Genomic DNA, 15,010 nt, shown 5'->3' with positions numbered 1-15,010 from the left:
ACCGACAACGCCGCACACAGGCAGGAGGCTGAGGCTATTGGGCTGCTTCAATGCACTCCAGCGCTTCGCGGAACGGTTTCCACCCGTACCAGATCTGCTCGCGCGCGAGCGCTTCGGCCGCAGTGAACGCGGTCAGCTGATCGTCGGCGACGTCGCCGAACGCGACCAGCACCCGACGCCAGTTGCTGCCGTAGCCCGGCGCGCGATGACGGTTCAGCTCGTAGTAGTCACGCGCCAATCTCAGCGTCTCATCAGAAACACACTCGACAGGCGGAGGCGGAGGCGGAGGCGGGTCGTCGTCGTCGGCCACCGCGACCGTGGCGGTGCTGTTCGCGGATGACACGGTGTAGCCGGCGCCGGTCGAGACGGTGGCGGTGATCGACCCGTCGGCTTCGTCGTCGCTGTCGTTGGTGGTGGCGACGGTGAGGGTGTAGGTGCCGGTGGCAGGGATCGTGACCGTTCGGGTGCCGGCGGCGGCGCCGTGGTCGCCGGTCTGGGTGATCTCCACGGCCACGTCGAGAGCTGTGTGCGGCAATGGGTCGGCGGCGATGGTGAACACCGCGTCGCCGCCCTCGGTGACATCTGTGCCGGCGGTGATGGTGATCTCGGGTATGTCGTTGTCGGCGACGGCGACGGTGGCGGCGCCGCTGCTCGTCGACACGGTGTAGCCGGTGCCAGTGCCGATAGCGGCGGTGACCGAACCGTCAGCCTCGTCGGCGCTGTCGTCGGTGGTGGCGACGGTGAGCGTGTAGCTGCCGGTGGTGCCGATGGTCACGGTCTGGGTGCCAGTGGACACGAAATCACCGGTTTGGGTGAGCGTGACGTCGACCGACAGGGCGGTGTGCGGTGCAGGGGCAGCGGTGATGGTGAACACCGCGTCGCCGCCTTCTGTCACGCCTGCGCCGGCTGTGACGGCGATCTCGGGCTCGACGGGCGGTGGGGCCGGATCCTGCTGGGCTTTCTCGATGCATTCGAGGGCTTCGCGGAATGGGCCCCATCCGGCCCAGCGGGTTTCGCTTTGGCTCGCTTCGGCTGCAGTGAACGGCTCGAGCTGCGCGTCCGCGACATCACCGAACGCGATGAGCACCCGACGCCAGGTCTTGCCGTAGCCGGGCGCACGGTGCTTGTTCACGTCGTAGTAGTCGCGGGCCAGCTCCAGCGTGTCGTCGGAGACGCAGCCCGGCGGCGGAGCCACCGGGCCGTCGCCGCCGGTCCCCTCCTCTTCTTGTGCGGTTTCGCCCGCATCTGGGGTTGTGCCGATGTTGAGGGTGACGGTGGCAGCGAGGCCGTCGAGATAGGTCACCGTGGGGGTACCGCCGTCGCTGTCGTCGTTGTCGTAGCCGGGGGTGACCGTCACGGTCACCGTCGCGGGCGCGGTGACGCCGTGATCGAACGTGAGACTGGTCGCCGTGATGTCGTCGAACGCGCCGACGGTCTGGGTCAGCGACCCGTCCGCGGCCTGGGCGCTGTAGGACACGCTGTATTTCGTCGCGTGCGGTACAGCGTCCCAGCTCGCCGTCGCAGTGGTGCCGCCGCCGCCGGCGACCGACAGGCCAGCGACTGCTGTGGTGGGCACCGGCGGCGCTTGGGCGGGCAGGGGGCTGTTCTGTGGAGTGCCGAGCGTGTTGGCGTACAGGAACGGGCAGGCGGGATTGTCGTGGACTCGTCCCGTGTTGAACCCCAAGCTGTGCATCCGGATTGTGTCCACCGTGACTTTGCGCACCCCGCCTCCTGTGGCGGTGTGGGTGATGTCAGCGCACAGCGACCTGGTCGGACTCTGGTGCTCGCGCTTGTTGTGCACCCAGATGAACCGGTAGCACTCCCACGACGTGTCGGCGTTGTTGTCATAGGAGTCCGACACGCCCGGCTTCTCCCTGTAGTTCGAGTCGTAATGGGTGTTCGGCGTCTGCACCAGCCAGCCGCACCCCGGATCCGGAGCGCGGTCCTCGAACCTGATGCGTAGCGACTGCTCCGGCGTGCCGTCGCGGGTCAGCGAGATGCCGGTGATCGCCGACGCTGTCGTGCCCCCGAAGTCGCCCACGCTGATATCGACGGTGACCGCGCCGCCCAAAGGCCGGTTCGACAGACGAACCGCGTACTGCACCTCACAGCACGGTGTCACGTTGCGCATCGGCGTGACACCCGGCGCAGCGGTGACCGTCGACGGACGCAGCATCCCCCCATTTGCGTTCACGAACCAGCGCCACGCATCCTCGTCGTCATAACGCACATGCGCGAACACCTCCACCTCCGGCGCGTCAGACACCTCGACCCGGACACTGCCCAGGCTTTGGCTCGAATAGCCGCCACCGTTCGCGGTGTGGGTCAACGTCAGCGATCTTTCCTGATGCGTGCCGGGGTCGTCCACGCCGGTCACCGTGACTTCCTGCGGTTCGGTGTAGTTCAACGCGGTGAACGTCAAAGACGACGGGCTCACCGACGCCGCCCCAGCGTGCGCGCCCGTTCGCCCGATCATCACCGTCGTGTCGCCAGCCGACGGCGCGTTAGCGAGGCGCACGCAGTAGGTCGTTTCGCCGGTTTCGAGAATACGAAGACTCGTGCCGCTGAACACAGAGGACTGCGCCGAGCAGGCCGAGGCGTCGTCGTCGTCGATGGTCAGATCCACCTCCGAGGACGCCTCGACGACCGCCGCGCCGCCGCCGGTCACCACCGTGCCCGAGCCGGTGCCGGTGATCAGGCGCAGCAGGTTCGCGGTGATCTCCTCGTCAGAGGTGTCGCCGTCGTCGCCTGCAGCGGTGGCGATCGGTGTGAGGGTCACCGTCGCGGTCTGCACGGTGTTGGAGTCCGAGCCGGTGAACGTGACCTGCGACGTGGTCGTCGCGGCGTTGGCGAGCGCCACGCCGGTGCCCGACGCGGTGACCGCGAAGTCCGGGGTGGCGTGGCCGGGCAGCCGAGCGTCAGTGCTGGTGGCGAGCGTGATGCGTGCCACCAGCGACTCGCCGGCGATCAGCGGGCGGCCCAACGACACCGTCAGCGTCGCGGTGTCAGAAGCGTCCTGCTCGCTCATGGCCGTGTCCGACGCCGTCAGCGTCACCTCGGTTGCCTCGTCGTCGGTGATGCGCGCCTTGTCGGACCCGTTGGTGCCCGAAACGGTGTACGAGTCGGTGCTCGAGCAGCCAGCGGTGCTCGACGGCACCGCGGTGACGGTGATCACGCTGTCGAGGTCGTCGTCATCGTTGTCGGTCCACGCGACGTCGATCGACCCTGTCTGCACGCCAGCATTGAAGCTGACCGTTTTGATGCCCTCGTCGGCTGCGGCGACCCGGTCGGTGTCGCCCGACTCCGCGACGCGCACGCACACCATCAGAGCAGCGGCGGGCTGGGCGTCCAACGTCAGCGGGAACGACACGGTGGCGTCGTTTTCCGGCTTTTCGACCTCGCCGTCGTCGTTGCGGTTCTCGCCCTCGCCGGTCATCAGCCGCACTGAAACCTCGGGGCCCGTCGCGGAGGGGTCGATCTTGAACACCGGCGACATCGTCAACAACCCGAAGCGGGTCGCGTTGTCCGCGTTTGCCGTGTGGTCGAGCGGTGTGCTGCCGAACGTCTCCACGTGTCCGTATTGGGGATTGGCTTCGCCGAGGGCGTTGCCGCTCACGGCTTCGCCGGCGTCGCTGCTGCCTGTCCAATAGACCGCCTCTAGCGGCGTGGCCGCTTCGTTGGTGGAGTGGCTTCTGTTGTTGGTGCCGGTGTCCCAGGAGGCGTCGTAGAAATCGAAATAGTTGTCGGCCACTTTGTGTGCCGACGGCGCAGCGAGCCAATAGATCTTGGTGCCGCTGTCCGAATCGCTGGTAGAGCTATCGGTGTAGCCGCCTGCGTTGGAGTTCAGCGCCGGGTCCCACATGGCGGTGTTCTCGCGGGCATCCACGGTGGCGGTGCTGGCGATCACCGACACCAGCCCCGAGTAGGGCAACAGGGCGGCGTGGCCGTGCTCGGCGACCACCAGTTGGGCCCAGTCGTTGTAGTCGTCGATGTCGGTGGAGGCGGCGGTGCGTGTCTGCGAAGTGATGAAGATCAGCCGGAACTCGTCGCCCGCGGACAAACCCGACGGCGCCAACGCCCAGTCGGCTGCCACCTCAATATCGCCGGTTTCGTCGTCGACGAGTACAACGTTGATCGGCCCGCCGGTCTGCTCGCCGACGTTGATGCCGCCACTAGCGGTCGCGCCCGGCCCGAAGTCGACGATCACATACGGCTGGGTGCGAACATCATTGTCAACTGGCGTCAACCGCAAAGTCGCGGTCGTCGCGCCCGCGGTGAACACCACCGCCGGGTTCTGCGCCGAGTGCGGCCCCGACGTGTCCAGCGCGACGCCGGTCTGCGTCGTCGGCACCAACGCGAACGTGTAATCGGTTGTGACGGTCGCTCCGGTCACAGTCAAAGGCACCGTAAGCGTCTCAGTGCCGCTCAGCGGCCCGCCCAGCGTGAGGGTGATGTCGCTGTAGCCGGTGGCATCGGTCGCGCCCTCCACCGCGTTGTCACGCGAGGCCGACATGGCGACGGTGACCGCCGCGTCGTCGTCGTCGTCGACCTGCACCATGGCGGACGCAGCAGACGAGTCGATCATGTAGTTATCGCTGTTTTGCAGAGTGATGGTGATCGGCCCCGACGGCTCCTCATTGAAATCAGCAACAGTCGGCACCGTGAACATGGCCGTGGCTTGCCCCGCAGGCAGGATGCGGGTGCGGTTCCCCTGCTGGCCCGCAGCAACAAAATCGGCGCCGGCCGCGTCGGCGATACCCACATTGACGGTCAGATCGCGGTCCGGCGCCGGGCTCGCGGTGACGGTGAACTCCGCGGCGGTGCCCTCGGTGACCGCCGCGCCGCCGGTGATGCTCAACGTGACGTCCTCATCATCGACGGTCGCCGCCACCGAGCCGGTGACCGATCCGTAGTCGGCGCCCGACGCCGAATGCGCCAGCGTCACCGAATCGTCGGTCAAGTCCTCGTCATGGACACCTCTCACGGTGACCTTGCGGCCCACATACCAGTTAGAGGGGGTGAACTGCACCGTGGCCTGGTCGCCGTTCGTGCTGTCGTCGGCGTCGAGGGTCAACTCCGACGATGTTTGGCCCGACACGGTCACCGTCACCGTCCCCGACGGGGCGGTAGCGAGCCGCAGCCGATACGTCGCCGTGCCGCCCTCGTCCACCTCGACCGTGGACGGCGCGACCAGACCAGCCGACGCATGGTCCTGATCGGCGATGAACACCGTCGTGCGGGAGCGGTTCGCCGTTCCGGCGTTCGTCGTCGTCACGCTGGCGATGGCCAATGTGATCGTCTCGTCTGGTTCGACAGTCGTGTCCGCTGCTATGGGGATGGTGATCGTGTGGGTGCGCGACGTGTTGCCCGGCGGGATCGTCACGCTCGCCGCCGGGGCGGTGTAGTCGCTGCCGCCCGTCGCGGTGCCTCCCACCGACAGCGTCAAGCTCACCGCCCGCTCGGTGCCATGGCTCAACGCGAGTTCCACGTCGACGCTGCCGCCGTCCTCGAGCGCCCAGTACTCGGCCTGCGCGAAGCCCACCTGGAGTCTCTCGACCTCCAAGATCGTCACAGTCGAGACACGAGCACTGCCCCGCAAATAGTCAGGCGAAGCAGCGAGACGCACACGAAACGACTCCGACCGCTCGAACACCCCGTCCTCAAGGGTCGCTACGTCAAAAGCCACCGACGTCTGCCCCGCGGGGATCGTCACCGACGCCTCGCCCGCGGTGAAATCCTGCCCCGCGGTCGCGTCACCGCCGCTCTCCTCGACGATGTAGGTGAGCGTCAGATCCGCGGTCGGCGCAGGACTGGCCCTCAACGTCAACCTGACCGTCTCGCCCTCATTAGCCGAACCAGTTCTACTATCGAAGACCACCTGCGGCATATCAGCCGACGCGACAGTTTTGAACACATCCGACACCGCGTAGAACCGGTTCTCGCTGGCGGCCGCCTCAGTGCCCAGCGACAGGGCATTCGATTGGGTCGGGCTGCCACCGCTGCCCGCCTGCGCGCCGGGACCATACGTGGGTGTGCTCGTGCCCAACTGGTTGGAACTGGTGGTGCAGTTGTTGTTCATCCCCGTCCACACCTTCGCCCCGTTGCCCACACTGCCGTCCTCGTGGCGCAGACGCGTGGCGGTCGCACTCCAACGACCAGTCCACGGCCGATTGCAGAACAGCCAATAGCTCGACGACACCTGCTCGCCGCCCGTCCCCAGCCAATACAGCTCAGTCCCCGAGTCCGACCCCTGCGTCGTGCCGTCAGTGAAGGCGCCCGACCCCCAGATCCCCACATGCTCACGGCCGTGCGTGCTCGCAGTCGACACGAACGCCCTGAAAAATCCGGCATAAGGCAACAAATCAGCCCCCCCATTCGCGACCGCCGCAGCCCGCACGAAATGGTCGTAATCCGCGATGTCGGTCGACGTCGCCGCCCCGCCCGCAGATGTCATGAACAACAACCGATACTCCGCGTTGTTCGACACACCCGGCCGGAAACCCGCACCCGCCGGCAGCACGATGTCGCCCGTCTCGTCGTCCACCAACACCACGCCGATCGGGCCGCCCGTCGGAGTGTCCAAAGTCACGCCGCCCGAAGCAGCGGGAGCACGCGAGCCCGAGCCGTAGTCGACGATCGCATACGGCTGCGTACGGACATTGTTGTCCACCGGCGTCAAACGCAATGTCGCGGTCCGCGCGCCGGACGCGAACACCACCGCCGGGTTCTGCGCGCTGTTCGAGCCGGATGTGTTCAGCGACACGCCCGTCTGGGTGGTCGGCTGCAACCCGAACGTGTAATCAGTAGTCACGGTCGCGCCGACGACTGTCAGCGGCACCGTCACCTGTTCCGAGCCGGCCAACTCCCGGCCCAGAGTGAGCGTGATGGTCCGGTGGCCGGTGGTGCCGGCGCCGCCCTCGACCGCGTTGCCGTCGCTGTCGCCGTCGGACGCGGACATGGTGACCGTGACCGGCGGCGTGTCGTCGTCGGTGATCGTCACCGTGGTGGTCGCCGGCGTGCCCACCGTGTAGCCGGTGCCGCTCGCCAGTGTCATGGTGAAGGTCTCGTCGCCCTCCACCGTGTTGTCGTCGGTGATGTTGACGCTGAAGGTGTGAGACGTCATGGCGGCGGGGAACGTGAACGTTGTCGGCGGCGCGGTGTAGTCCGACGCCTCCGTCGCGGTCTCCGCCTGCGAGTCCAGGTTCACCGTCAACGCCGCAGACGGCGCGCTGCTCGCGTTCACCGTCACATCGACGCTGCCGCCGTCCTCCGCTTCGCTGTACGCCGCCGAAGCAAACGTCAACTCCGGCGTCGCGGCGGCCTCTACTTTGAACACCGGCGACATGGCCAGCATCGGCAACGAAGCATCCGACATCGCAGAAGTGTCAGACAGCGGATTGCCAAGCGAAACACGAGCAACCGAGGGCGTAGTCGCGCCAAGCCGACGCGTCGCTATTGATGCTTTCCTCCCGTCGTGCTCGTTGCTGCCAGTCCAGAACCCTGCCGTAACGGTACGCGCAGCACCCGACTCGACAGTGTCCGCGCCGGACTGGTCCGCGCCTCCGTCCCAGGAACCATCAAAGAAATCGAAATAGTTGTCCGCGACCTTGTCCGACGACGGCTCAGCCAGCCAGTACACCTTCACCCCGCTGCTCGACGCGTTCGCCGAGCCGTCAGCCCACGCGCTTCCCGTGTGCATGCCGGCATTGACACGGGCATCGACTGTTGTGGTGCTGCCCACCACCCGCACCAGACCCGCGTAAGGCTTGAGGCCAGCGTGACCGCCCGCGGCGACCACGCCCTGAGCCCACTCGTTGTACACATCAATATCGGTCGACTCCGCAGTCCGAGTCTGCGACGTGATGAACATCAACCGGAACTCATCACCCCCCGACAACCCCGACGGCAACAACGGCCAATCAGCAGCAACCTCAAAATCGCCCGTCTCGTCGTCCACCAACACCACACCCACCGGGCCGCCCGTCGGAGTGTCCAAAGTCACACCCGACCCCGCAGGCGCCCGCGCGCCGGTGCCGTAACCGACCACCACATACGGCTGGGACCGCACCGAGTTGTCCACCGGCTTCAACCGTAAAGTCGCCGACGACGCCCCCGCCGAGAACACAACCGCCGGATCCTGCGCAGTGTGCGTCCCACCTGTCGTCGTCAACGACACGCCGTCCTGCGTCGCCGGCTCCAAACCGAACGTGTAATCGTCGGTCACCGTCGCACCCACCACGCTCAACGGCACCGTCACCTCCTCCGAGCCGGTCAGCGCCCGGCCCAGCGTCAAGGTGATGGTCCGATACCCCGTCGCGCCGCTGGCGCCTTCCACAGCGTTGCCGTTGGCATCACCATCAGACCCCGCCATCGACACGGTGACAGGTTCGGGGGCTTTGATAGTGAAATCCGCGGACAGGGACGCTCCGTAAGGAACCGCCTTGGTCGCGGACAGCGACCGGCGCAACAGTCGACGGCCGACGTTGAGGGTGACTGGGTCATCGGCGGTAATCGCCGAACCCGAATACGACAGCACCACCTCCAAAGAACGATGCTTGGGCTGGCCATGCACATCGCTCATGGCCGCACCGAGCTCGGCGCTATCGACCGTCAACCCTGTCGGCTCCCCGGTGAACGTCAACAACGCCAGACCCGAAGCCGACAACGATCCGCCGCTTCGCAGAATCCCGTCGCCTCGGTCGCCGCTTTCGGGTCCTAAGCCGTCGCCGTCGCCGACGCCGAAGAACGTGACATGCTCAGGCGTCAAGGTGAGCGTGACAGTGCCGCCGCTGGCGAACGCGGACGACTGCACCTGCGCGGGTGTGATGCCCAGCGTCGGGGTCGTGTCGGTGTCAGCCACCCGCACCGTCACATTCCCACTCAACGCGTTGAAATCGTTGTCCGACGACGACGTGCTGTGCGAAATCGTCACCATCCGCGCCCCGCCGGTGTTGATGGTGTTGTCATCCACACCCGAAACCGTGACCTCTTGTCCGGTGTCCCAGTTCGTTGTCGTGAACGTCAGCGAAGCCGGGTTGACCGCCGCGCCCGCTGCCGCGGTGATCGCCACCGTCACATCCGCCGACGGCGCCTTGTTCAACTTCACCTCGTAGGTGTCGGTGTGGCCCGATTCCTCGCTCACCGCCACCCCCTCGCCGACGTCGAACACCAAAGCAGCCGACGACACCACCGTGACATCCACCTGCGGCCCGACCATGTTCACCGGATACCTCGACCGGGCAGCGCCCGCCGAGCTCGACACAGAATGGGTGACACCCCCGGCACCCCCGCTGCCCCCGCTGATCGTGACGGTCTGGGCAGACATCCAGTTGCCGGCGTTGAACGACACGGTCACGGGACTGACAGTCAGACTGCCGGAACTGTTGACAGCGGTGACATGCAACGCCACCGCGCCGCCCGGGTTGCTCGCCAATCGGATCCCGTACTCGGCGGTGTCGCCCTCATTCACCGACACCGCAGCCGGCACAACCACAATCTTGTGACCGGCGTCGACGGTGGTCGCGGTCACGCTGTTGATCGGAATCTGGTGATACGGGTTGCCGGCATCCGATACCTCCGCCGCATGGGAGACGGTGACAGTCTCCGCGGCGGCGTCGCCGTCGTTGACGGCGCGCAGCGTCACCGTCTGCGCCGAGTTCCAGTTCCCGGTATTGCCGTGAGTGAAAGTCAGCATCGACTGGTCGCCGGCCATGTCGCTGTCGGTGTCCACCGCCACCGCCGTCGGGTCGCCCGAGGACACCGTCACCACCACAACCGCGCCCGGATCAGAGTCGAGCACCACCGTGTAGGACATCTCCGCATCAGTGGCGTGAAGCTCCGTCAAAGTCAGAGCAGACCCAGAAAGCGTCACACCAGCGGCGCCGCCGACGTCGTCGTCGGTGAGGGTGATCGTTGTCTCGCCGGTGCTGCCGACCCGGGCGTCGACGGCGAGGGTGCCGTCGAGCTGCACTTTGAACGTTTCGGTGTTCTCGGCGGTGTTGTCGTCGACGATGGGGATGGTGAGGGTCTTGGTGGTGTCGCCGGTGGCGAATTCGAGGTAGCCGGACTGGGCGGTGTAGTCGGTCGGGTGGGCTGCGGTGTCATCCGCGGTGGTCCAGTAGATCGACAGGGGCACCGCTGTGGTCCCGGTCTTGGTGACGGTGACGTCGATTGTGCCTGCGTCCTCGGCGGCGCTGGCCGTCGCCGAGCTGAACGCGACGTTGGGCAGGTCGGCTTTGTCGGTGATCGTGCCGGTGGCGGTGCCTTTGGTGGGGTGCACGCCGGGCGCGTCGGTGCCCGTCGGGGTGCCGAGGGTGACCCTGAAGTAGTGGTCGCCCTCGTAGGTGCTGTCGTCGGTGGTCGCCACGGTGATGGCCGCGGTGGTGTCGCCCTGGGCGATGGTGACTTCGCCGTCGGTGTCGGCGAAGTCGTTGTTATCGGCGACGATGTGGGCGGGGTCGGTGCTAATGCCGAGGCCGTGGTCGAACGTGTAGGGCACGGTGATGCCCCCCAGCGGGGCCGCGTCGGGGATCGTCACGGTGAACGTGGCCGCGCTGCCCTCGGCGGCTGTGGCTGATTCGATGGTGGCGCCCGCGGCAACGACTGTGAACTCGCCTGACAGGGCGTACATCGGCCGCATCTCGGTGCGGTTGTGGCTGTAGCCGTGCTGACGCCCGCAACTCGACGCGATATCTGTGCGGGGACCCAATGGGAAGCCATCCACGCTGCTGTTGTTGAGCAATCCTACTGTCGCGTCCGTCCAGCCCAGCCGCGGGTACCGCGTGCTTGTTATGCCGTTCGATATTTCGGAGCAGACCTCGATGCCGGCTCCGTCTCTGCCGCTGCCGGTCCAGTAGCCGCTGACATGCACCGTCGCTGCGGTGCCGTCGGCGCGGCGGGGGTTCGCCTCGTCGTCCCAATCTCCGTCGGTGAAGTCGGCATTGTCGTCGGCGACCTTGGTTCCGCCCACCCAGTAGATCCGCACATCGGGATGGTCGCCGTTGTCGGGGTTGAACTGCGCATGATCGCGGGCCGTCGTGCGCGTCAACTCGGTCACGCTGAACGCCGAGCTGCCCTCGACCGACGTCTCGGCGATCGCCTTGAAGTGTCCGGCGTGGTCGGCCAGGGCGGCGACACCGCCGTTGACGAGGGCGTTGCCGGTGATCTCGGCGCGCACGAACGCGTCGTACACGGCGAGATCGCGGCTCTGCGCGGTGGTGGTCTGGGAAGTGGCATAGATCAGACGGAACGAGTCGCCCGGATTCAAGCCGGAAGGAAGCAGCGGCCAGCCAGCGGGCATCTCGGGCGCACTGCTGCCCCCCTCCTCGTCGTCTGCGATGCCGTACCAGGCTTGCGCGTCGGCGTGCGCTGCGGTGACGCCTCCGCCGAGGTTCGTTTGGGGGTTGAGATGTCTCTGCGGGGAGAACACATGGCCGTCGTCGGTGTAGTTGCGCACCGACTGGAGCCCGCGGGGGAAGCTGATGTGGAACGCCTCGTCGTGGACGTCGCCGTCGTCGAAGCCGCCGCGGGCTTTCAGCACGATCGTCGCTTCCTGCGCGCCTGCGCCGGCGAACTCCAGCCAGCGGAACCCGACATGCGCGGGCGTGTACCGGTTCACCGCCTCCACCGACACACCCGTGCCGACAGCGGCCATCTCGAAATCGTTGTGATGGACCGGCCACGCCACGTTCGCGCTGTAACGCGGCCCACGAACCGAGCTGACCACATCGCACGCCACGTAATCCGCCCACCGCTCCAGCGAGATATCGCTCCAGTCTTGGAGGTTCAGGTCGCATTCCACATCAGGGTTGTGGCGATGCCCGGTCGCTTCCAGATACAACGGCACCCGCACCCACTCGTTCGCTGTGAGGGCACGGCTCAAGCTGATCGTCAGCGAACGGTCCACCCGGGTGGCGTCGCCCTCCACCATCACTTCAGAAATCTGGGTGCCCGAGGGGCTGGTACGCACCCCTGTCCCGACCATCGACACCTCGGTCGGGTCGTCGTCCACCAACACCAACGCGTGGGCCACGTTGGGGATGCTGGCGTAGCTGCCGGCGCCGGTGACGGCGTGCGTGATCGTCAGCCCGATATCAGCCGCATCAGCCTGGTTGTCCACCGCCGACACCGTCACCGTCTGCGGCATGGTCCAATTCGACGGTGTGAACGTCAAAGAGCCGCCCGTGGTGATCGTCGCTTTGGTGGTGTCGCTGCTCGACGCCGCCACGGTCACATTCGAGGTCGGCGCGGCGGAAAGCCGCACCTCATAGGAGTAGTCGCCGCCTTCGGTGACGACCTGCTCATCGATCCGGTAACGCACTTGACTGCTTTGCGTGGGTACGACCACCGGCACGTTCTCGACGATGTTTCCCTCCAACAGGCGACCCCCGCCGTTGTCGATGACCGCGAGACCCGCCTGCGCCTCGTTGAGCGTGATCCGGTACAAGCGCTCAGCGAGACGCACCGGCCCACAACCATCGCCAGAGCACACCCCACCCGCGAGGTTCGTTGTGATGTGGTTCCCCTTCCACGGCTCCGACGTCGGATAAGTCCTCACCACCAGATTGTTGGTCGCCGTGTCACCATCATCAGTAGCCGCGGTCACCACCACCGTCGCCTCAGCCGCTGAGGGACCCGTGAACGTGAGCTCGCCCGTCGCGCCGTCGGCCGAGTCCGCATACACGACCCCTTGGGGGCTTCCGTCCAAAGACAGCCTGAAATGCGTGCCCAGCGTCGCGCCCTGAAACGCGAGCGGAACCGTCAACGTCTCCCCCGCGGCGAGCCCGCGGCCCAACGTCACCCGGAACTTCGCGGTGTCCGACGTGCTGCCCTCCGTCGCGACTTGGTCTGTCGTCGCGGCGTGGTGCAGTTCGATCTCGGTCACCTCGTCGTCATCGGTCACCGTCAACGGCACATCCGGCAACACGATGCCCGTGTATACCGTCGGCGCGGTCCTCGTGTCCGGGCACTTCACCGTCTGGGGTCCCAAGCCGAGATCGACGCGGCAGTTGGTCGTGTCGTAGTAGTCCTCGTCGTACTGATAGACCGTGAACACAAGATTGCCCGACAGCACCCCGCCAGGAGTGTCCACCGCATTGTTGAACGCCGCAATTGACACCTCGAACTCCGACACCCACTCATCTTCCTCAACCGTGCCGTTTTCGTTGACGTCGAGTCCGGTGCCGTCGGGGATGTTGACTCCGTCCAGGTTGATCGTGAACGCGTGACGAGGCGTCGTGGGACCCGCCTCCGCGTGCCGGGCGAGACCGCCCCTGATGTTCGCGATCGGCGCTTCAGTCCCCCACTTGGCCATCGTCGTCGTATCAACGAGGCCCACCACCACGATGCTCTGAGTCGGACGGCTCGCATAGGGAATGGTGACCGTGATGGTGTCGGACACGTCGCGGTTGTCGTTGTTGGTGAGCCGCTCCATCATCGTCGTCGAACCGCCGCTCACAGTGATCGACGCCCCCGTCCCGGTCAGCGTCGTGTCCGACACATCGGTGATCGTCACCGTCCAATCACCCAAAACCGTGCCGCCCTCACAATCAGCGGTCGTACACAGCTGCACCCCGAACGTCTCATCATCAGAATCGCCGTCGGAATGGGCCGCCACCTCGAAACGCAGACGCTCCCGCAAAGCGTTCACAGACGCCCGGCGCCCCTCACCCGCCGCGACCTCAACCAGACCATCGCGACGCCAATGAACCTTGAACGTGACATCTGACGCTTCGGCCGTGTACCCCGCCAAAGGCTTGAAGAACACGTAATAGGCCGGACGATCCGGCAGGTTGGAGATCTCGAACTGGCGGGTCTGGCCCTCCTCGATCACCGTGCGATGCAAGAACGCCCGGCTATGGGACGTGACGCCAGCCGTGCCCGCCGACTGCGCCCCAGCCTCAGAAACCCCCAGACCCGCACCCGACAACACCGGCACCGGCGGCACCACCAGCAACGACGCCGCCAACGCCACCACCAGCGCGCACACCGACCCCCGACGGCCGAACCGCGGCCGAGCAAGAGAGGCTAATGAGCCCCCCCCCCCCCGCGATTCAGACGCGAGCCGACATCGCCAGCGCAACCCGAAGAAACGTCACGACCCCGAAACCACATGACGAGCGAGGGTACCCACGCTAAACCGCTTCGCCTGCCGGCTCAGCAGGGACCTGCCTGTCCCGCGGTAGCCTGATATCAAATTGATAACGGCTGGCTGAGGGGCGAAACCATGGTGACGATCAATGTGCGGCGGCTCGACGACGATGTAGTGGACCGCCTCAAGCAGCGTGCAGCGCGGAATAACCGCTCCCTGGAGGGCGAAGCGCGCCACATCCTGCAATGCGCGGCCGACGACGACATGGCAGCGAAGCGCGCCGCTTTCCGGGAAACCATGAAGCGGCTGCGTCCCCTGACCGAAGGGCGCAAGCACACCCCGGCGGAAGTGCTGATCCGCGAGGATCGCGACCACGGCCATCGCGACGACTTCTGATGCGCTTCGTCGTCGATGCGAGCGTGGCGGTCAAGTGGCTGGTCGCCGAGGACGATTCCGAAGTTGCGGAAGAACTGGCGACGAGCGGCCACGACCTCCACGCTCCACGTCTGATGGCTTCCGAGGTCGCCAATGCGATCTGGCGCAAGGCGCGGATGGGCGAGATTGAGCGTCGCGCTGCGGGCATCCTCTTGGCAGATGTGCCGGACATGCCGGTGCACTGGGGCGCCGACGAGTTTGTCGCCGCCTACGCGATGCGTCTGGCGCTGGCGCTCGACCATCCAATTTACGATTGCATGTATCTCGCGCTGGCCCATCGCATCGGCGCGGTCATGCTGACGGCGGACCGTCGTTTCGCGAATGCCGTGACGCTGACCGAACACGGCGAGTCCATCCTGACGCTGGCCGGTTACGCAGAAACGCGGTGATCGCGAAGTCTTCTTGATCATCCTCCGGTCATGGGTCCGTCGAGAAGTTTGTGTAAGCGGCGTGGTCTGAGGGTCGGCGAACTCCACCGATGGTTGC

3 protein-coding genes are annotated in these 15,010 nt (G+C 66.4%); 2 read left to right on the top strand and 1 reads right to left on the bottom strand.

What is annotated here, in order from left to right:
• Positions 1 to 34: 34 nt before the first annotated feature.
• On the bottom strand, positions 35 to 13,987 hold the full coding sequence (locus tag ACOOF5_RS12625) for a Calx-beta domain-containing protein (RefSeq protein WP_420439661.1): 13,953 nt from the start codon (positions 13,985 to 13,987) through the stop codon (positions 35 to 37).
• A 237-nt stretch (positions 13,988 to 14,224) separates the two neighbouring features.
• Here ACOOF5_RS12625 and ACOOF5_RS12620 point away from each other — a divergent pair, with 237 nt between their 5' ends.
• Positions 14,225 to 14,485, top strand: a complete 261-nt coding sequence (locus ACOOF5_RS12620; protein ID WP_420439659.1) for a FitA-like ribbon-helix-helix domain-containing protein — start codon at positions 14,225 to 14,227, stop codon at positions 14,483 to 14,485.
• Positions 14,485 to 14,913 (top strand): type II toxin-antitoxin system VapC family toxin, encoded by a 429-nt coding sequence (locus ACOOF5_RS12615; RefSeq protein WP_420439657.1) that lies wholly within the window; start codon positions 14,485 to 14,487, stop codon positions 14,911 to 14,913. Before ACOOF5_RS12620 ends, ACOOF5_RS12615 begins: the two co-directional genes overlap by 1 nt.
• Positions 14,914 to 15,010 lie beyond the last annotated feature (97 nt).

Source organism: Candidatus Poriferisodalis sp., from assembly GCF_965214215.1.
Lineage (GTDB): Bacteria > Actinomycetota > Acidimicrobiia > Acidimicrobiales > Poriferisodalaceae > Poriferisodalis.
This window is presented reverse-complemented; position numbering and strand designations above follow the sequence as displayed.

Bases quoted from the DNA above. Each gene is read 5' to 3' on its own strand.
- ACOOF5_RS12620 (WP_420439659.1), top strand. From the start codon at position 14,225: ATGGTGACGATCAATGTGCGGCGGCTCGACGACGATGTAGTGGACCGC.
- ACOOF5_RS12615 (WP_420439657.1), top strand. From the start codon at position 14,485: ATGCGCTTCGTCGTCGATGCGAGCGTGGCGGTCAAGTGGCTGGTCGCC.